Below are 17,939 nucleotides of genomic sequence, written 5' to 3' on the forward strand. Positions count from 1 at the left end.
CTCGCAGACTAGCACCGTACCCGCCTGCTTTATAGGCTTCCTTCATGGACCCCAACGAGCTGCGGACAATCTGCCTTTCGTTTCCCGGCGCCTACGAGGATTTTCCGTTCGGACCGGAAACGTCGGTCTTCAAAGTGCGGTCCCGCATCGCCGGGGGCGCCCGCCACGAGGCGAAGCTGTTTGCCCTGTCATCCATGGACGAGGACGACTTCTACGTGAACCTGAAGTGCGAACCGGCCCTTGCCGTGCAGCTGCGGGCAGTGCATCCGGCGATTACCGGCGCGTGGCACATGAACAAGACCCACTGGAACGGTGTCCGCCTTGACGGATCGCTGCCGGACGGGATGGTCCGGGACATGGTGGAGGACTCGTACGACCTGGTGGTGGCAGGCTTGAGCCGGAAGCAGCAGGAGCAACTGGGGTGGGCACGCCTCGGGAAGGCAGGCAGCAGTGACTGACAAGGCAACTGCCCGGCTCGAATACCCGGGAGTGGGAAGCACCGAAGAAGGGAGTGCCCCCGAAGGATACGACCGTGTCCTGCAGGAGGTCCGCCTGGGCACCGGGCTGGATACCTACCGGCGCGTGGCGGACGGCATCCTCGCCTGGGAACTGCAGCGGCGGGCGGGGCTCCGGGTCCGGGCCGACTCGCCCCGGGCTGTGCCGGGGGCACACGTGGTGAGCGGATTCGGCGTCGGGCCCTTCCGCCTGCCGGCACCCTGCCAGGTCGTGTGGGTCCATGATCCGGTGCCAGGCGGCATCCCGCAGTCCGCCGGTTTCGGCTATGGCACTTTGCCCGGCCACCCTGCCCGCGGGGAGGAATCCTTTGAAGTGGAGATCGACGGCCAGGCGGAGGTGTGGCTGCGGATCCAGGCCTTCAGCAGGCCCGCCAACTGGTTCTACGCCGCCGGCGGACTGGTGACCCGCGCGGCGCAGCGCTACGTTACTTCCCGGTACATTGAAGGGGCACGCAGTCTCGCCGCGGAAGGAAAATCCCAGTGATCTTTATTGTCGTCAAGTTCAAGGTCAAGCCCGAGTGGTCCGAGCGCTGGCCGGAGCTCGTGGCAGACTTCACCGAAGCCACCCGCAAGGAACCGGGCAATCTCTGGTTCGACTGGTCCCGCAGCCTGGACGACCCCAACGAATACGTCCTGGTGGAAGCTTTCCAGGATGACGCCGCCGGCGACCACGTGAACAGCGACCACTTCAAGAAAGCCATGGCGGACATGCCCCAGGCCCTCGTTGAGACGCCGAAGATCATCAGCCGGCAGCTCGACGGCGAAGGCTGGGACCTCATGGGCGAACTCACCATCGGCTAGGGACTGCCATGTGGATCGGCTGGACCGAGTTCGACATCCTCCTTGGCGACGTGCACAGCCTTAAGGAGAAACGTTCCGTGGTCCGGCCGCTCCTGGCCGAACTCAAGCGCCGGTTCGAGGTGTCCGTAGCGGAGGTGGGGGACCACAGCCACTACCGGCGCACCCGGCTTGGCGTTGGCCTGGTGGCAGCGGACCGGGCGCACATCGTAGAGGTGCTCGCCGCCGTCGAACGCTTCGTGGCCGGCCGCCCGGAGATCGAGCTGCTCAGTGCCCGCCAGCGCGAGCTCCACAGCGAGGACTGAACCGGTCCTTAAATGCGGACGGACACCCAAAGCCCTCTCTCTGGGCTCGAGTGTCCGTCCGCGTTCCGTGGGGCCTAGCCGAAGTACTTCGGCAGCGTCCCCTCGTGGGCTTCGCGGAGGGCGTCCAGGGACAGGCTCTCCACGCCATTGATGTCCAGGGTGCCGCTCGCCGCGTCCACCACACCAATGCGGGTGTGCGCGAAGCCGCGGGCGGTGCACATGTCCGTGAAGCGGATCTCCTCCGACCTCGGGACACCCACGATGGCGCGGCCCTGGGACTCGGAGAAGAGCGCCGTGAACAGGTCCACGCCGTCCCGGTCAACAACATCCTGAAGGGCAATCCGGGCACCCACGCCGTAGCGCAGCGAGGACTCCACCAGCGCAGCCGCCAGGCCGCCCTCGGAGAGGTCGTGCGCAGCGTCGATCATGCCGTCGCGGGAAGCGTTGATCAGGATCTCGCCCAGGGCGCGTTCTGCCTCGAGGTCCACCTTCGGCGGCTGGCCGCCCAAGTGGCCGCGCATGTTGGCCCATTCGGAACCGTCCAGCTCGGCGCCCGTGGTGCCCAGCAGGTAGATGGCCTGGCCGTCCTCGCGCCAGCCCGACGGCGTGCGCCGCGCGACGTCGTCGAGCTTACCCAGCACCGCCACCACGGGGGAGGGGTGGATGGGCGTGGTGCCCGTCTGGTTGTACAGCGAGACGTTGCCGCCGGTGACGGGGATGCCCAGCACCATGCAGGCGTCGGACAGGCCGCGGATGGCCTCGGCGAGCTGCCACATGACGTCCGGGTCCTCGGGGGAGCCGAAGTTCAGGCAGTCGCTGACGGCCATGGGGATGGCGCCCGCGGTGGCGACGTTGCGGTAGGCCTCGGCCAGTGCCAGCTGCGCGCCGTGGTACGGGTCCAGGTAGGTGTAGCGGCCGTTGGCATCGGTGGCCAGGGCAACGCCCAGGCCTGACTCCTCGTCAACGCGGACCACGCCGGCGTCGTCGGGGAACGCCATGGAGGTGTTGCCGCCGACGTAGCGGTCGTACTGGTTGGTGATCCAGGCCTTGGAGCACATGTTCGGTGACGCCACGAGCTCGGTGACGGCCGCAGCCAGCTCAGCAGGGGCGGCCGGACGGCCGGCGTCCTGCACCGAGCCAGTGAAGGTGTCCGCCTGCACGGCGTCCTGCCACTCGGGGCGGGCGAACGGGCGGTCGTAGACCGGGCCGTCGTGCGCCACGGTGCGGGGATCGACGTCGACAATCACGTCGCCTTCCCACGTGATGATCAGGCGGCCGGTATCCGTCACCTCGCCCAGCCAGGAGTACTCCACGGCCCACTTGTCCATGACGGCCTCGAACGCTTCCACGTTCTCCGGCGTGACCACGGCCATCATGCGCTCCTGCGACTCGGACATCAGGATCTCGCCCGGGGTCAGCGTGGGGTCGCGGAGCAGGACGGAGGTCAGCTCAACCTGCATGCCGCCGTCGCCATTGGATGCAAGCTCCGACGTGGCGCAGGAGATGCCTGCGGCGCCGAGGTCCTGGATGCCTTCCACCAGGGAGCCCTTGAAGAGCTCCAGGCAGCACTCGATGAGCACCTTCTCCGCGAAGGGATCGCCCACCTGGACGGCGGGGCGCTTGGAGGGCTTGGTGTCATCGAAGGACTCGGAGGCCAGCACGGAGGCGCCGCCGATTCCGTCGCCGCCGGTGCGTGCACCGAACAAAACCACCTTGTTGCCCTTGCCGGAGGCGTTGGCCAGGCGGATATCCTCGTGGCGCATGACGCCGACAGCCAGGGCGTTGACCAGCGGGTTGCCCTGGTAGACGGAGTCGAACACCATCTCGCCGCCGATGTTCGGCAGGCCCAGCGAATTGCCGTAGCCGCCGATGCCCGCCACGGCGCCGTGCATGACGCGGGCGGTGTCCGGATGGTCGATGGCGCCGAAGCGCAGCGGGTCCATGACGGCGACGGGACGGGCGCCCATGGAGATGATGTCGCGGACAATGCCGCCGATGCCGGTCGCGGCGCCCTGGTAGGGCTCAACGAACGACGGCGAGTTGTGCGATTCGATCTTGAAGGTCACGGCCCAGCCGTCCCCCAGGTTGGTCACGCCGGCGTTTTCGCCGATGCCCACCAGCATGTCCTTCTTCATTTTCTCGGTGACCTTCTGCCCGAACTGGCGCAGGTGGTTCTTGGAGGACTTGTAGGAGCAGTGCTCGCTCCACATAACGGAGTACATGGCCAGTTCGGCGCCGGTGGGGCGGCGGCCAAGGACCTTGACGATCTCGTCGAACTCGTTCTGCTTCAGGCCAAGTTCCGCCCAGGGCAGCTCGGTGTCCGGAGTCTTGGCGGCGTTCTCGACGGTGTCGATGTTGAACTTCTTGGTGGTTTCGGTGGTCACTTGTCGCCTCCCACAATCTTGTTCAGGACGGAGGTGAAGAAGCCGAGGCCGTCGGTGTCGGAACCGCCGATGCCATCGAGCGATTCGGGGCCGAAGCCCGGTTCCACGGCGTGCTCGGGGTGCGGCATGAGGCCCACCACGTTGCCTGCTGCGTTGGAGATACCGGCGATGTCGCGGCGGGAGCCGTTCGGGTTGAAGCCCACATAACGGAATACGACGCGGCCCTCGGCCTCAAGGGCGTCCAGGGTTTTCTCGTCAGCGATGTACTGGCCGTCCTGGTTCTTCAGCGGGATGGTGATTTCCTGGCCGGCCTGGTAGTCCAGCGTCCACGCGGTGTTGGTGTTCTCCACGCGCAGCACCTGGTCGCGGCAGAGGAACTTCAGGTGGTCGTTCTTGATCATCGAGCCGGGCAGCAGGTGCGATTCGGTGAGGATCTGGAACCCGTTGCAGATGCCCAGGACGGGCAGCTTGGCATCGGAGTTGGCGGCGTCGATGATCCTGGACATCAGCGGCGCGAAGCGGGCAATGGCGCCGGCGCGGAGGTAATCGCCGTAGGAGAAGCCGCCGGGAATCACGACGGCGTCCACGTCACCAAGTTCGGTGTCGCCGTGCCAGAGTTCGACGGCGGTGGCACCGGCGAGGCGCACGGCGCGGGCAGCGTCCCGGTCGTCAAGGGTGCCGGGGAAGGTGACGACGCCGATGCGGGCGCCGGCGAGGCGCGGTTCCGCCGCGACAGCGACAGCTTCGCCGATCAGGGGAAGTTCAGTCATCTCAGGCCTCGACGACCTCGACGTTGACGACGTCCTCGATCACGGGGTTGGACAGGAGGGTTTCGGCGGCGTCACGGGCCTGGGCCAGGATTTCCTCGGTCACCTCGCCGTCGACCGTCAGTTCGAAACGCTTGCCCTGGCGGACAGAGCTGAAGCTGGTGAAGCCCAGCCGGGGGAGAGCGCCAACGATTGCCTTCCCCTGGGGGTCCAGAATCTCGGGCTTGGGCATGACGTCAACAACGATCCGGGGCATCCGGCAACTCCTGTGCGTGAGCTTGGGTAAGGGCGCAGCGGAGTGGTGCCGTCTCACGCCGTACCGGTGTGTCGGGGGACATGGTGGACGGGCGCTCCGCGAGCTTGCCCTATCATTCTACCGGCACGGGCGCATCGCTTTGAATCCCCGCGGCCCCGGTGGGGGTGCCGCACAAAACGCCGGAGCATTCGAGGCGTATGGAGGTCTGGTTCTGGAGTTGCCGCAGGGCCTTCACTAGGATTGCTGGATGGCTGAGAATTCGAAGTCCGTGTTGTTGCCGATGGTCGCTGCTGCCGTGTTCGCCGGCCTGGGCCGCATGGTGTTCCAGAAGGTCAAGGCTGACCGCCTGGCCCGCGAGACGCGGGTGGCGGGCCCGGTGGATGAGAAGACCAGGCAATGGATCAGTGACGTGGTGCGGACTCCGCGGCATTAGCCCGCAGGCATCCTCCCACTCTGTAGCAGGGCGTCCTTCGGGGCGCCCTTTTGCGTGCCTGAGGTTACTGAGGCTTTAACCGCCGTATGACAGGCGAAAATTTTTCAAATGTGCTCTATGTCATATCGCGCTCTCAGTCTGTACCCTGTGAACAGTCTGGTCTCAGCTAATTACAAAACCTGTAATTCCCTCTGCAGTGCCAGTCATTCGGGGCGCCCACCACTCTGGGCGGCACATCGTGAAAGGGTTGCACGTGAAATCAACTGGAAAGAGCCCCTTGCGGGCTGGGGGACTCCGGAAGGCGGCCGCCCTGGCCGTCGGGTTGCCCCTGATCCTTAGCTCGCTGGCAGTGGGGCCCGCTTCGGCGGCGCCTGACGTCCAGGGCGCCGGACACGCTTCATCCGCCGCCAAGGACGGCCAGTTCAGGGACGGCAGGTACATCGTGGTACTCGCCGGCCCGGCTGCCGCGGCCTATGAAGGGGGAACTGACGGGCTGGGCGCTACCAAGCCGCAGCAGGGCAGGAAGCTCGACGCGGGCAGTCCCAACTACAAGGCCTACGACGCCCATCTGCGCAAGCAGCAGCGCGACGTTGCAGCTGCGCAGGGGGTCACTCCCGCCAAGCAGTACACCGCGGCCCTGAACGGGTTTACGGCGGAACTGACCGCGGCGCAGGCGGGAGCCCTGTCCAAGGACAAGCGCGTCCTGGTGGTTGCGCCCGACGTCGAGAACAAACCCGATTACACCACCACCGACTTCCTCAAGCTCACCGGTCCTGATGGGGCCTGGGCCAAGCAGTTCGGGGGCGAAGCCAACGCCGGCAAGGGCGTAGTGGTGGGCGTTATCGATTCGGGCTATGCCCCGGACAACCCCTTCCTTCAAGGGGAACCGGTGAAGGCCCTGCAGGGTGAGGCGCAGGTTGGCGTCCCCTACCGCACCGGCGACGGCAAAATTGCCATGCTGAAAGCGGACGGCACCACTTTCGAGGGTGAATGCCAGAAAGGACAGGGAACGGGGGCATCCTTCGACGGATCACTCTGCAATTCCAAGGTCATCGGGGCCCGGTACTTCGCGGATTCCTTCCTGCAGTACGTAACACCCGGCAACCGCGCCCCCGAAGAGCAGATCTCCCCCGTGGACGTGGGAAGCCACGGCACCCACACGGCCACCACTGCCGCCGGCAACGCCCATATCGAGCAGGTGATCGACGGGGCCAGCTTCGGCAAGAGCTCCGGTGTGGCGCCGGCCGCCAAGGTTTCGGTCTACAAGGTCTGCTGGGAAGACACGAACCCGGACACCGGCGGCTGCTACTCCTCCGCTTCGGTTGAGGCCGTGGACGCAGCCATCAAGGACGGCGTCGACGTCTTGAACTACTCCATTTCCGGAAACAACAACAGCACCACCGATCCCGTGGCGCTGGCCTTCCTGAACGCCGCCGCCGCCGGCATTTTTGTTTCTGCCTCGGCAGGAAATTCCGGTCCCACGGCCTCCACCGTCAACCACGCCTCGCCATGGCTGACCACGGTGGCCGCCGCAACCTTCCCCAGTGACCTGGTGGGCACGGTCAAGGTATCCGACGGATCGCTGTACCGCGGCGCATCCATCATGAAGTCCGAGCCGGCGGACAAGCCTGTGGTCCTGGCTGCTGCTGCCGCCGCGGCCGGTGCGGCCAACCCCAACCTCTGCGGCCCGGGCACACTTGACGCCGCCAAGGTGGCCGGCAAGGTTGTGGTCTGCGACCGCGGCGTGGTGGACCGGACCGCCAAGAGCCAGGAAGTCCTGGACAAGGGCGGCGTGGGCATGATCCTGGTGAACCTCACCAGCAGCTCCGAGGACGCCGACAACCACGCTGTTCCCACCGTCCACGTCAACGCGCCCAAGAGCCTGGAGCTGAAGGCCAAGCTCGAAGCGAATCCGGCACTGACGGTAAGTTTGGTCAAGGGCGACCTGACCGGACTTCCCCCGGCGCCGGCGCCCCAGATCGCGGGCTTCTCGTCCCGCGGGCCCACCCTCGCGTCCGGCGGTGACCTGCTCAAGCCTGATATCTCGGCCCCGGGCGTGAACGTCCTTGCCGGCGTCTCCACGATCGGCAACCATGGCGACCAGTTCGGATTCATGTCCGGCACGTCCATGGCCGCGCCGCACATCGCCGGTTTCGGTGCCCTGGTGCTCGGCAAGCAGCCGAAATGGTCGCCCGCCATGGTGAAGTCCGCCATGATGACCACCGCCTACCCGCTGGTGAACGCCGACGGCACGCCCAATACCGATCCCTTCCAGGGCGGCGCCGGCCACATCGACTCCACCCGTGTCCTTGATCCCGGGCTGGTCTACGATTCAGGCATCCAGGACTGGCTCGGCTTCCTCAACGGACAGGGCGTGGAAACGGGAGCGCCGCAGGCGGGCACCATCGCTGCCCGCGACCTCAATGTTCCCTCGGTTGCCCTGGGCAGCCTGGTGGGTGAGGTCCAGGTCAAGCGCAAGCTGACCGCGCTGGTCCCGGGCATGTACCGCCCCGAAGTGAACATGCCGGGCTTCAACGTCAACGTCGAACCCAAGGCATTGAACTTCGCCAAGGCCGGGCAGACCCGTGAAGTGACCCTCACCATCCGGAACGTCAGCGGCCCAGTGGGCAAGTTCAGCACCGGCAGCCTCACCTGGAAGGGCCCACGGACGGTGAGCTCACCGATCGCCATCCGGCCCGTTGACGCCCAGATCGCCCCGTCGTTCTCCTTCAGCTCGCCCACGGGCACCGGCAGTGGATCGATGAACCTCGTATCCGGCTCGGACAGCCCCATCGCCGTCGGAGTAGAGGGGCTGGCACCCCTGAGCCAGACCGCCATCACCAAGACCCCGGGAGCGTACGCAGCCACGAACGACGCGCACAACGCCCTGCTCCAGGTGAAGGTGCCAGCCGGCGCCACGTTTGCCCGGCTGGGCATCCAGGCGCAGTCGAACGACGTCGACTGGGACATGGTGGTCTACGCACCGAACGGATCCGGGGGCCTCACAGCCACCCAGGTGGCAACGGCATCGGCCAGTGAGTTCCTGGACCTCGAATCACCGCGTCCCGGGACCTACTACGTGGTGGCGAACCTGTACGCCACCCCGGACAACGGGCCTGCCACTGCTGCGGTCCAGGCCGTCTCCTTTGCCGGTGACGCAGGCAACCTGACGGTTAATCCCAACCCCATCGTGGCGCCGAACGGGACCGCCACCTCGGCCACGCTCAATTGGACTGGACTTTCCGAAGGGTCGTACCTCTCCCGGCTGAGCCTGGGCAGCAACGGCATCAAGACCTGGGTCAACGTGCAGGTAGGTTCCGGCTCTGCCCCGGCTCCGGCCGGCGCTCCCCAGATGGGCATGGCCCAGGCTGTTCCCGCAGCCTGACCATCAACTAAGCATGGGGGGAGGGTCCCGGACGATACGTCCGGGACCCTTTTTCGTGCCAAGGGCGCCGGCGGTCAGGCGCCGTTGCCACCCAGCAGGGGAGCCATGGCCTTCCACCGGGCGATCTCGCAGCCATCCGTCCGGGTGAAGACCGAATGGACCGCCCGGCCATGGAACGTGCCCGAAACGACGGCCACCTGTGGTCCCCCGTACTGCTGGGTGCACAGCCTGGGTGGCCCGGGCCGGGGAAAGAAGATGTCTTCCCCGAATTCCTCCACGGCCGCCAGCGCAGCTTCCGGTGCCGGCAGGGTGGTCCCGGGCGCCGGAGTCCCGTCCTCCGCCACAAGCCGGAACACATACTCGGGAGCCTCCGGGGCCTCCCGGACGCTGATGGCCAGGTCGATCACTTCTGCACACCATCTGCGAGGGCACCAAGGTCCAGGGCAAGTCTCTCCCGCAGCGCGGTTGCCTCCGCGGCAAAATTGCGCTGGTGCTCAACGTAGGAAGCCTTGCCCTGTGGAGTTTCGATGGGAATGGCTGGGTAGCCCCACTCGGCGAGGTCGTATGGGGAAGCCTGCATGTCCATGGCCCGGATGCGCCAGGAGAGTTCGAAACAGTCCATGACCAGTTCGCTGGACAGTGCCGGCAACAGTTTGTACGCCCACTTGTAGAGGTCCATGTTGGCGTGCAGGCAGCCCGGCTGCTCCATGTGGCGCTGCGACTCCCGGCTGGGCGAAAACTCGTTGAGCGGAATGGCATCAGGGGTGTAGAACCGGAACGCGTCAAAGTGGGTGCACCGGATCCTGTTGTCCTCCACCACCTTGTCCGTACCCGCTGACCCAAGCCGCAGCTGCAGGTATTCGTGGCGGAGGTCGAACTTGTCCTGCCGGTAGACCATGGCCCATTCATGCAGGCCGAAGCAGCCGAACTGGGCAGGCCGGGCCGCCGTGCCCCGAAGGATCACCCCGGCGAATGCCACTGCTTCCTTGCGGTCCGCAAGGAAGGCGGCCCGGTCGAAGGTGGCCGCCGTACATCCCGCAGGCAGGCCCAGGAAACCAAGCTCGCCGTCGTCGAGCCTCCGGTAATGCTTCCAGCCCAGCCGCTCGGCTGCCTGGGCGCCGGTGAGGACCGCGCCGGCGCCCGGGTGCCAGCGCTTCAGCTGCCCCGGTTTCTGCGTGTAGTAGGTGAAAAGGAAATCCTCCACCGGGTGCTTTTGTCCTGCCGACCGGCGGGCCAGGTAGGGATCGGCGTAGCGGCTGACGCGCTGCAGGTGGGCTTCCTCCCGTGCCTGGGCGCTGTCCTCCGCCAGCAGGCTAAGAGGCTCCACCGGCGGCACCGAGCACATCCCTGGCAGCGTCCCATGCGCTGATCTCGCATCCGTTGGTCCGCGCAAATTTGGAATCCACGGCCACGCCGTCCACCATGCCCGTGACGGTAGCTGTTTGGGGGCCGCCGTACTGTTGGGTGCAGGGCCGCGACGTCCCTGCCGGGGCCGGGGCCAGGATGCCTGGGTTCGCTTTCAGCGCGGCGCAGGCGGCAGCGGCGTTGGGATGGCTGCTTTCGGCGGCGGGGGTGCCCGCGGAACAAACCAGGGTGTAGTCGACTTCGGGTGCGCCCGGGGACGGAACCACGGTGATGGCGAGCTCGGCATTTCCCTGTCCCGGGCCCTCGTTTGGCCGCGACGTGGCGGGGGCGGGCGCCGGTACCGAGGTTTCTGTGTCCGGAGAGGGGGCGGCAGTGCCGGCCGGGGAGCCTGCCGATGCGGTGGAGGGCGCTGTTGACGCGGATGTGCCATTGTCGGGAGTGCCGCTGCAGCCCGAGACCAGGCCGGCGGCAACGGCAAGGAATGCTGCGAGCATCCGGAACTTCCGCATCAGGCCACCTTCCCTTCGTCCAGCAATTCTAGTCGCTTGGCATGGGGCAGGCAGGCCGTCGCCCTCCGGGCAGTCACTGGGAGGTGGCGGCGATCAGCCCCATCATGGAGGCATGCAGTTCGGTGACCTGGTCACGGGTCAACCCCAGCCGTTCCATCATGGTTCCCGGTACCTGGAGCGCCTGTTCCCGCAGGGCAGTGCCTTTGGGAGTCAGCTCCACGGCCAGGGCGCGCTCGTTGCCGTCCACACGGCGCCGAGTGATCAGTTCCGCCGCTTCGAGCCGGCGCAGGAGCGGAGAGATGGTGGCCGGCTCCTGGGCCAGGGCTGTACTGATGTTCCGGAGGGTGCGCGGGCTGTCCTCCCAAAGGCAGAGCATCACCAGGTACTGCGGATGCGTGAGGTTGAGCTTCTCGAGTACGGGTTTATAGGCGCCCACCACGCTGCGGGCGGCCACCGTCAGCGCAAAGCAGAGCTGATGTTCAAGCAGCAGGTCTTCGTCGTGTGCCGGGTCTGTTGCTTGTGAGTCCGTTGCAGTCATTGGGCCTCCGATTGTTAGTGCACTAATCATTAGTGTACATTTGTTTTAGCCGGTATTGAGTGGAAGGAACCTCTTCATGGGCAAGGACAGGTCCGCGGACAAGGGCAACGCCTCCCAGCGCTTCATGCGCGCCACCGGTAAGCTGCGGGCCGTTTTTGGGCCTGCCAACCGAAGCGCCCTGGCACATGACATGACTGAAGAGAACCGCCGCCTGCTGGCCCAGCGCCAGGCGGAAACGCAGCAGTGGGAGACCGTCACCAGGCCGGACGGCAGCACCTACGTGGTGCCGAAGAACCCCGAGGACCGCTCCCTCCGGTAGCAATTCCGCCACCCTGGGCCGGAGCCTTTTTGCTGTCCCGGGCATAAAATTAGGGCACTGGCTCCTGACGGAGCCAGGCGGCACTTTCGCCCGATATTCGGGAAGGGGGTGGAAAACAGTGGCACATGTCCTCACCAGTTTCATGGGCCTGACCGAGCGGCTCCGCTTTGTCTTTGGTCCCGCCACCCGACTGGACGCCGATGCGCCCGTGGTGCACAAACACGACGAATTTGAACAGGCTTCCGAAGAGGACCTTTCTCACTTCGTGGTGGAGACCGATTCAACCGGCCACCATTACGCGGTGCGCCGCGAAGATCTGGAACGCGAAACCTGATCCTTCCCGGATGCTTCCAAGCACGGAAAAGCCGGGCCGTCCTTCTCCCTTCAAGGGGAGGGGCGGCCCGGCTTTTCGTTGGCGCCTACCGGCCGGTGCCGCCGTAGACCGTCGCTTCGCTTTCGGTGTCGAGCCCGAATGCCTTGTGGATGACGCGAACTGCTTCGTCCAGCAGATCGGCGTGCGTCACCACCGAGATACGGATCTCCGAGGTGGAGATCATGTTGATGTTGATGCCGGCGTCTGACAAGGCCTTGAAGAACGTGGCGGAGACGCCGGGGTGGGACCGCATGCCGGCGCCGATCAGCGACAGCTTGCCGATCTTCTCGTTGTATTCGATGGCCTCGAACCCAATCTGGTCCTGCGCAGCCTTCAGGGCGGCCAGGGCTTCGGCGCCTTCCACGATGGGCAGCGTGAAGGAGATATCGGTCTTGCCCGTGCCATGCGTGGACACGTTCTGGACGATCATGTCGATGTTCGAGTGGGCGTCGGCGATCACCTGGAAGATCGCGGCGGCCTTGCCGGGGATGTCGGGGACGCCGACCACGGTGACCTTCGCTTCGGAACGGTCATGCGCAACGCCGGAGATGATTGGCTGCTCCAAGGCAACTCCCTCTTGAGTGGTGATCTTGTCGTCGGCGCTGGGGATGACCCAGGTGCCTTCATGCTGGCTGAATGAGGAACGGACGTGGAGCGGGACGCCGAACCGGCGGGCGTACTCCACGCAGCGCAGGTGGAGGATCTTGGCGCCGGACGCCGCGAGTTCCAGCATCTCTTCGCTGGAGATCGTGTCGATCTTCTGGGCTGACGGGACAACGCGCGGATCGGCGGTATAAATACCGTCCACATCTGTATAGATCTCGCAGACGTCCGCTTCGAGGGCTGCCGCCAGCGCCACGGCCGTGGTGTCCGAACCACCGCGGCCGAGCGTCGTGATCTCGTTGGTGGTCCGGGACATGCCCTGGAAACCTGCCACGATGGCGATGTGGCCTTTGTCCAGGGCGGTGCGGATGCGGTGGGGGTCGACGTCGATGATCCGGGCCTTGCCGTGGATGCCGTCGGTAATCATGCCTGCCTGCGACCCGGTGAAGGACTGGGCGGACGCGCCGAGCTTATTGATGGCCATGGCCAGGAGCGCCATGGAAATCCGCTCACCGGCAGAAAGGAGCATGTCCATTTCGCGGGCGGGGGCGGAATCGGTCACCTGTGCGGCGAGGTCCAGGAGCTCGTCCGTGGTGTCACCCATCGCAGAGACAACCACCACCACCTCGTTGCCGGCAGCCTGTGCATCCACCACCCGCTTCGCGACGCGCTTGACGCCGTCAGCATCAGCAACGGAGGAGCCACCGAACTTCTGCACAATGAGTTGTTTGGTCACCGCGCCGGAGGCGGGGGCTGCCAGCGGCTGTGTTGCGTGGTGCACTTCGGTGGTGGGCGTACTCATGCGCGTACCTTCATCGGATCAATTGGAGTTCTGGAGGCCAGGCAGCCTGACGCTTGACGGCGCGGCAATCCTTTGGGACAGTTTATCGCCGCGCCCGGAGGGACGTTGAATTGTGACCACATTCCGGCCACGGACCACCGGGGCCGCAGCCTTCGCCGGCAGGGGCGGCAGGTCCGGCCAGGGGGGAGGTCCGACGGCGGGTGGCCGCCGGGTGCCTTAGCCCAGGGCGTTCCGCCGGCCCTCGAAGGCGCGGCCAAGGGTGACCTCGTCGGCGTACTCCAAATCACCACCAACGGGAAGGCCGGACGCCAGTCGGGTGACTGCGATACCGATCGTCTTGAGCATGCGGGCCAGGTAGGTGGCCGTTGCCTCACCCTCCAAGTTGGGGTCCGTGGCGATGATGACTTCCTGGATTTCGCCGTCGTTCAGCCGGGTGAGCAGTTCACGGATCCGCAATTGTTCCGGCCCCACACCGGCGATGGGATTGATGGCGCCGCCCAGCACGTGGTACCGGCCGCGGAACGAACGGGTGCGCTCCACGGCCAGGACGTCCTTTGACTCCTCCACGACGCAGATGACCGCGGGGTCGCGGCGTGGGTCGCGGCAGATGTTGCACAGCTCCTGTTCCGTGACGTTGCCGCAGACGGTGCAGAACTTCACCCGTTCCTTGACGGTGGTGATCGCCTCGACCAGCCGCTTCATGTCCTGGGGATCGGCTTCAAGGATGTGGAAAGCCAGCCGCTGCGCGGACTTGGGGCCCACGCCCGGAAGGCGTCCGAGCTCATCGATCAGCTCCTGGACGGCACCTTCGTACACTTTTTCCTCTTTAGCTTCGTGTGGATAGCGGATGGATCAGTCAGTTGGCCATGCGGGGCCGGCACTCCTCAGCCGTCAATAGCGTGGCGTCACAGGGCTTCCGTCCAGGGACCGCTCCTCGATCAGTTTTCCGCCCAAAATGCGTTCGACGGCGGCCCGGCCGAATACGCCCGATTCCTCGATGGTTTCATCGTCGGCGCTCGGGATGTCCTGGACGTACGCGCTCGGGGCGGCGGCGGCCCTGGCCGGCGCCTTCGCGCGTCCAGCCTCGGCTTCAGGGCTGTTGGACAGCCGCTGGTAGAGGCTTTGCCGGGTTTGGGTTGGTCCGGCGGCAGGGGTAGGAACCGGCGCGCCAGCCGCTGGCCGGGGAGGGGCGGGTGCCGCGGCCGGTGCCACCGAAGCCGGGGCAACGGCGGCGCGGGCAGTTGCGGCCTGCGTAACAGGGGACGGGGCTGCAGCCGCCATGGCGAATTCGGGTACCGCAGCGCGGTCGGGGGACGGCGACTGGTAGGTTCCCGAAGCCGGGTCAGCATGGCCGGAGCCGGAGCCGGAGCCGGAGCCCGGAGCCCAGGATGGCACCGTTACGGCAGGGGCCACGGGTATGGAGGGCGGCACCTGGGCGGTTGCGGGTTCGTAATGCGGGACATCGGCCGATGCCCCGATGTTGTCATTTGCCGGGCCTGAGGCAGGTGCGGCACCAACGTTGCTCTTGTCGCCAACCACCCATACGCCGGGCGCCTGCTCCACCGCCCTGGTCCAGGGATCGTGGGCGGCGTCCGCCCGCGGGGCATCAGATTGGGACGCGGTACTCGAGCCCGGGGCGCCGGAGGGAGTGCCTTGGGTACGCGCGGCAGCGCCGGCTGCCGGCTGCGGGACACCAGGGGCAGGGGAGGGTGATGCCGTCCGGCCGTCCGGACGTGCCGAGGGCTCCCAGTCCATGGGGGGCTCCTCATCCAGTGGGGGAGCATCCTCATCCCGGGGCGGGCCCCAGTCGTCATCGGAATAGGAGTAGTCACCACCTGCCGATGGGTAGGTGGGCGGGGCGGCGTCCGTGGCGGATGGCTGGGCAGCAGCGTTCCCGCCGTTGACGGATGCGCGGCCGGACACTGGCCCCCGGGTGGCGGAGGCGGTGGCGACTTCCGTGGGTCGGCCCCCGGCCGGGGCAGCAGCAGGGGGAACGACGGCGGATGCCGCGGCCGGGCTGGCGGCAACGGCGGAGCTGCCCGAGCGGGCAGCAGGGGCGGTGGTACCGGCGTTGGAGCCTCCGGCGCCGTCCGGGTTCTCCGCATTCCCGCCAAGCGGCGTGCCGGGGACGGCCGCGGTTGCAGGAGCATGCGCAGTGGGTGCTGCCCCCGCAGGGGCCCCGGCAGGCGCAGGAGCCAGCCCCCAGGCAACGTCAGCTGAGGTGGCCGGAACCACCGGACTGGCGGGTACTTTTGGGTTTGGCTCAGAGCTCGCCTGGCTGGCGCCACCGGCAACCGCCTGGATCTGGCAGTCGATACCGACAGTCTTGAGGATGGCCTGCCGCAGGTTGTCCGAGTGGTCCGCCCTGCCGAAGGCGCCGGCAAGCCCCGATGTGGTGAAGGACAGCGTCAGGATGCTGCCGTCGAACGCCTGGACCTGCGCATTGGGCTCAACAAGGGCCCAGGTGCTGCGCTTGATTTTGGACAGTGCCTGCAGGACGTCCGGCCAGGCCCGGCGAAGGACCTCCACGTCTCCCATGGCCGGGGGAGCAGACGGGACGGACGCGCCGGGTGCCTGCTGGTTCGCCGCCGGGACCTGGCGGGCAGGTGCCTGCGGTGCAGCATCGGGCTGCGGCGCTGCGGTGGCCGGCGCCGCAGCGGGGGGTAGCTGCGCAGCAGTGGGGGCCCCTGGAGCGGCGGCGTTCTGGGGCGCCCGGCCACGGACAGGTTCCTCGACGGGCCAATCGCTGGTGCTGACCCGAGGTGGCGTAAGCGGGCTGCGGGCGCCGTCAACGGCTGGAGTATCCTGCCCGTGCCCGGAAGTGGGCGGGGACGGAGCTGCCGGAACAGGGCGTTCGTGCCTGCCCTGGGCATCCTGGGCCGCGGCAGGCGAACCGTCCCCGGCCTGCGCTGGAGAGTCCTGCGCTGGAGAGTCTTGGGCGGCCGGCTCCTGTGCGCGATGGGAGTCCGAGGGGGTGTCCACGCGGGCGGCGGCCGGAGCCGCTGTTTGGGGCGCCGGTGCTGCTCCCGCGGGCTGCGCGGGCGTTGCCGTTGCGGGGACACTGACGTCGGTCCCTGCGTAGTTCAGCCGCCTCTCCACGCGGTCGATCCGTGCGGCCATGCCCCGTTCGTTCTGCTCGGAGCTGGGGAGCAGGATACGGGCGCACAGCAACTCCAGGTGCAGCCGGGGTGAGGTGGCCCCCGTCATTTCAGTCAGGGCCGTGTTGGTGACATCGGCAGCCCGGGAAAGTTCGGCGGCGCCAAGGTTGTGGGACTGGTTCTGCAGGCGGGCGATCTGGTCCGCCGGCATCCCGCGCAGGATGGCGTGGGCGCTTTCGGGCATGGCCTGGACGATGATCAGGTCGCGGAAGCGCTCCAGCAGGTCCTCAACGAACCTTCGGGGATCGTGGCCAGTCTGGATGACCCGGTCCACGGCGCGGAACACGGTGGCGGCGTCGGAAGCGGCCACGGCCTCCACGACGTCGTCCAGGAGCGAGGCGTGCGTGTAGCCGAGCAGCGCCACTGCGAGCTCGTAATCCAGCCCGTTGGGTCCGGCACCCGCCATGAGCTGGTCCAGGACTGAGAGGGAATCACGGACGGAACCGCCTCCCGCGCGGATCACCAGTGACAGGACCCCGGGGGCCACGGGAACGTTTTCCTGGCGGCACAGGAGCTCAAGGTAGGCCATCAGCGGCTCGGGCGGTACCAGCCGGAACGGGTAATGGTGGGTCCGGGAACGGATGGTTCCGATGACCTTGTCCGGCTCCGTGGTGGCGAAGATGAACTTGATGTGTTCCGGCGGCTCTTCCACGATCTTCAGCAGGGCGTTGAACCCGGCCGAGGTGACCATGTGGGCTTCGTCGATGATGAAGATCTTGTAGCGGTCCCGCACCGGGGCGTAGGTGGCCCGCTCACGGAGGTCACGGGCGTCGTCCACGCCGCCATGGCTTGCGGCGTCGATTTCGATGACGTCGAGGGAACCCGGGCCGCCACGGGCCAGTTCCACACAGCTGGGGCAGGTTCCGCAGGGGGTGTCAGTGGGGCCCTGGGCGCAGTTGAGGCAGCGCGCCAGGATCCGGGCGGAGGTGGTTTTGCCGCAGCCCCTGGGGCCGGAGAAAAGGTAGGCGTGGTTGACGCGGTTCTTGCGCAAAGCCGTCATCAGGGGCTCGGTGACGTGCTCCTGCCCGATAACGTCGGCGAACGAGTCGGGACGGTATCTGCGGTACAGGGCGGTAGTAACTGTCACGAAGAAAACCCTACCAATCCGGGCTGACATCATGCCGCCCTGTGGGGGAATAGTAAAGACCCCCCATGCACCCGCCAGAGCCCGTCTACCCTTGCTACCTTCCGGTCCTGGGGGAGTTCAACAGGATGACGCCACATGAGGGGCCGTCAGATACTTTACCCGAACATGGAGCACGACTCGAATCGGCGCCCGCCACTGCCTTCCGACCCCCGCACGGCCGGTGCGGGGCCGGTGCGGGACCGGAAGGAAACAGGCATGTATCTCCATTGCGCATCTCTGCCCCACCCGCGATCATGTGTATGTACACCGATTGGGGCAATCTCAAGGTTGTGAGCTGCGTGG

The 17,939-nt window shown here is 66.8% G+C and carries 18 protein-coding genes and 1 other RNA gene; 8 read left to right on the plus strand and 11 right to left on the minus strand.

What is annotated here, in order from left to right:
- Positions 1 to 44: 44 nt before the first annotated feature.
- From J2T23_RS12345 to J2T23_RS12360, 4 genes are read left to right on the plus strand one after another with little or no spacing between them, the layout of a single operon-like run.
- Positions 45 to 458, plus strand: a complete 414-nt coding sequence (locus J2T23_RS12345; RefSeq protein WP_307360340.1) for an MmcQ/YjbR family DNA-binding protein — start codon at positions 45 to 47, stop codon at positions 456 to 458.
- Complete coding sequence (locus J2T23_RS12350; RefSeq protein ID WP_307360343.1) at positions 451 to 999, plus strand: DUF1990 domain-containing protein; 549 nt, start codon at positions 451 to 453, stop codon at positions 997 to 999. The genes J2T23_RS12345 and J2T23_RS12350 overlap by 8 nt, the downstream gene beginning before the upstream one ends.
- Complete coding sequence (locus tag J2T23_RS12355) at positions 996 to 1,316, plus strand: putative quinol monooxygenase (RefSeq protein WP_141158236.1); 321 nt, start codon at positions 996 to 998, stop codon at positions 1,314 to 1,316. Before J2T23_RS12350 ends, J2T23_RS12355 begins: the two co-directional genes overlap by 4 nt.
- An 8-nt stretch (positions 1,317 to 1,324) precedes the next feature.
- Positions 1,325 to 1,618 carry a DUF503 domain-containing protein gene (locus J2T23_RS12360; RefSeq protein ID WP_307360347.1) on the plus strand — a complete coding sequence of 98 codons (294 nt, stop codon included), beginning with the start codon at positions 1,325 to 1,327 and terminating at the stop codon, positions 1,616 to 1,618.
- 74 nt (positions 1,619 to 1,692) lie between these two features.
- Here J2T23_RS12360 and purL read toward each other — a convergent pair whose 3' ends face one another.
- The 3 genes from purL to purS are packed head-to-tail and all read right to left on the minus strand — an operon-like array spanning position 1,693 to position 5,025.
- Positions 1,693 to 4,002, minus strand: a complete 2,310-nt coding sequence (gene purL / locus J2T23_RS12365) for a phosphoribosylformylglycinamidine synthase subunit PurL (RefSeq protein ID WP_307360350.1) — start codon at positions 4,000 to 4,002, stop codon at positions 1,693 to 1,695.
- Positions 3,999 to 4,772, minus strand: coding sequence for a phosphoribosylformylglycinamidine synthase subunit PurQ (gene purQ / locus J2T23_RS12370; protein ID WP_141158234.1), 774 nt, complete (start codon positions 4,770 to 4,772; stop codon positions 3,999 to 4,001). Before purQ ends, purL begins: the two co-directional genes overlap by 4 nt.
- Before the next feature lies 1 nt (position 4,773).
- Positions 4,774 to 5,025, minus strand: a complete 252-nt coding sequence (gene purS / locus J2T23_RS12375) for a phosphoribosylformylglycinamidine synthase subunit PurS (RefSeq protein ID WP_015935902.1) — start codon at positions 5,023 to 5,025, stop codon at positions 4,774 to 4,776.
- Between the two features lie 247 nt (positions 5,026 to 5,272).
- On the opposite strand from purS, the gene J2T23_RS12380 reads away from it, so the two are divergent.
- Positions 5,273 to 5,458, plus strand: a complete 186-nt coding sequence (locus tag J2T23_RS12380; protein ID WP_141158233.1) for a hypothetical protein — start codon at positions 5,273 to 5,275, stop codon at positions 5,456 to 5,458.
- Between the two features lie 277 nt (positions 5,459 to 5,735).
- A complete protein-coding gene (locus J2T23_RS12385) occupies positions 5,736 to 8,843 on the plus strand; it encodes a S8 family serine peptidase (protein WP_442439574.1) in 3,108 nt (1,035 codons plus the stop codon).
- A 74-nt stretch (positions 8,844 to 8,917) separates the two neighbouring features.
- On the opposite strand, the gene J2T23_RS12390 is transcribed toward J2T23_RS12385, so the two are convergent.
- From J2T23_RS12390 to J2T23_RS12405, 4 genes are all read right to left on the minus strand, one after another.
- The gene (locus J2T23_RS12390) at positions 8,918 to 9,250 is read right to left on the minus strand and encodes a serine protease inhibitor (RefSeq protein ID WP_141183216.1); all 333 of its coding nucleotides are present in this window, start codon (positions 9,248 to 9,250) and stop codon (positions 8,918 to 8,920) included.
- Positions 9,247 to 10,179: a 3-methyladenine DNA glycosylase gene (locus J2T23_RS12395; RefSeq protein WP_307360355.1), complete on the minus strand. Its 933-nt coding sequence runs from the start codon at positions 10,177 to 10,179 to the stop codon at positions 9,247 to 9,249. The genes J2T23_RS12390 and J2T23_RS12395 overlap by 4 nt, the downstream gene beginning before the upstream one ends.
- On the minus strand, positions 10,157 to 10,717 hold the full coding sequence (locus J2T23_RS12400) for an SSI family serine proteinase inhibitor (RefSeq protein WP_307360357.1): 561 nt from the start codon (positions 10,715 to 10,717) through the stop codon (positions 10,157 to 10,159). Before J2T23_RS12400 ends, J2T23_RS12395 begins: the two co-directional genes overlap by 23 nt.
- A 73-nt stretch (positions 10,718 to 10,790) precedes the next feature.
- On the minus strand, positions 10,791 to 11,255 hold the full coding sequence (locus J2T23_RS12405; RefSeq protein WP_307360359.1) for a MarR family winged helix-turn-helix transcriptional regulator: 465 nt from the start codon (positions 11,253 to 11,255) through the stop codon (positions 10,791 to 10,793).
- A gap of 76 nt (positions 11,256 to 11,331) precedes the next feature.
- On the opposite strand from J2T23_RS12405, the gene J2T23_RS12410 reads away from it, so the two are divergent.
- Positions 11,332 to 11,574 (plus strand): hypothetical protein, encoded by a 243-nt coding sequence (locus tag J2T23_RS12410; protein WP_141158229.1) that lies wholly within the window; start codon positions 11,332 to 11,334, stop codon positions 11,572 to 11,574.
- Positions 11,575 to 11,692: 118 nt separating this feature from the next.
- Entirely contained in the window at positions 11,693 to 11,908 is a 216-nt protein-coding gene (locus J2T23_RS12415) for a hypothetical protein (RefSeq protein WP_141158228.1), read from the plus strand.
- Between the two features lie 85 nt (positions 11,909 to 11,993).
- Here J2T23_RS12415 and J2T23_RS12420 read toward each other — a convergent pair whose 3' ends face one another.
- From J2T23_RS12420 to ffs, 4 genes are all read right to left on the minus strand, one after another.
- Positions 11,994 to 13,352 (minus strand): aspartate kinase, encoded by a 1,359-nt coding sequence (locus J2T23_RS12420; protein ID WP_307360362.1) that lies wholly within the window; start codon positions 13,350 to 13,352, stop codon positions 11,994 to 11,996.
- A gap of 216 nt (positions 13,353 to 13,568) precedes the next feature.
- Positions 13,569 to 14,168, minus strand: a complete 600-nt coding sequence (gene recR, locus J2T23_RS12425) for a recombination mediator RecR (RefSeq protein WP_141158226.1) — start codon at positions 14,166 to 14,168, stop codon at positions 13,569 to 13,571.
- Positions 14,169 to 14,243: 75 nt separating this feature from the next.
- The gene (locus J2T23_RS12430) at positions 14,244 to 17,627 is read right to left on the minus strand and encodes a DNA polymerase III subunit gamma and tau (protein ID WP_370871442.1); all 3,384 of its coding nucleotides are present in this window, start codon (positions 17,625 to 17,627) and stop codon (positions 14,244 to 14,246) included.
- Positions 17,628 to 17,648: 21 nt separating this feature from the next.
- Positions 17,649 to 17,745: signal recognition particle sRNA small type (ffs, locus tag J2T23_RS12435), an RNA gene on the minus strand.
- Positions 17,746 to 17,939 lie beyond the last annotated feature (194 nt).

The sequence above is a fragment of the Pseudarthrobacter niigatensis genome, assembly GCF_030812615.1.
GTDB classification, from domain to species: Bacteria; Actinomycetota; Actinomycetes; order Actinomycetales; family Micrococcaceae; genus Arthrobacter; species Arthrobacter niigatensis.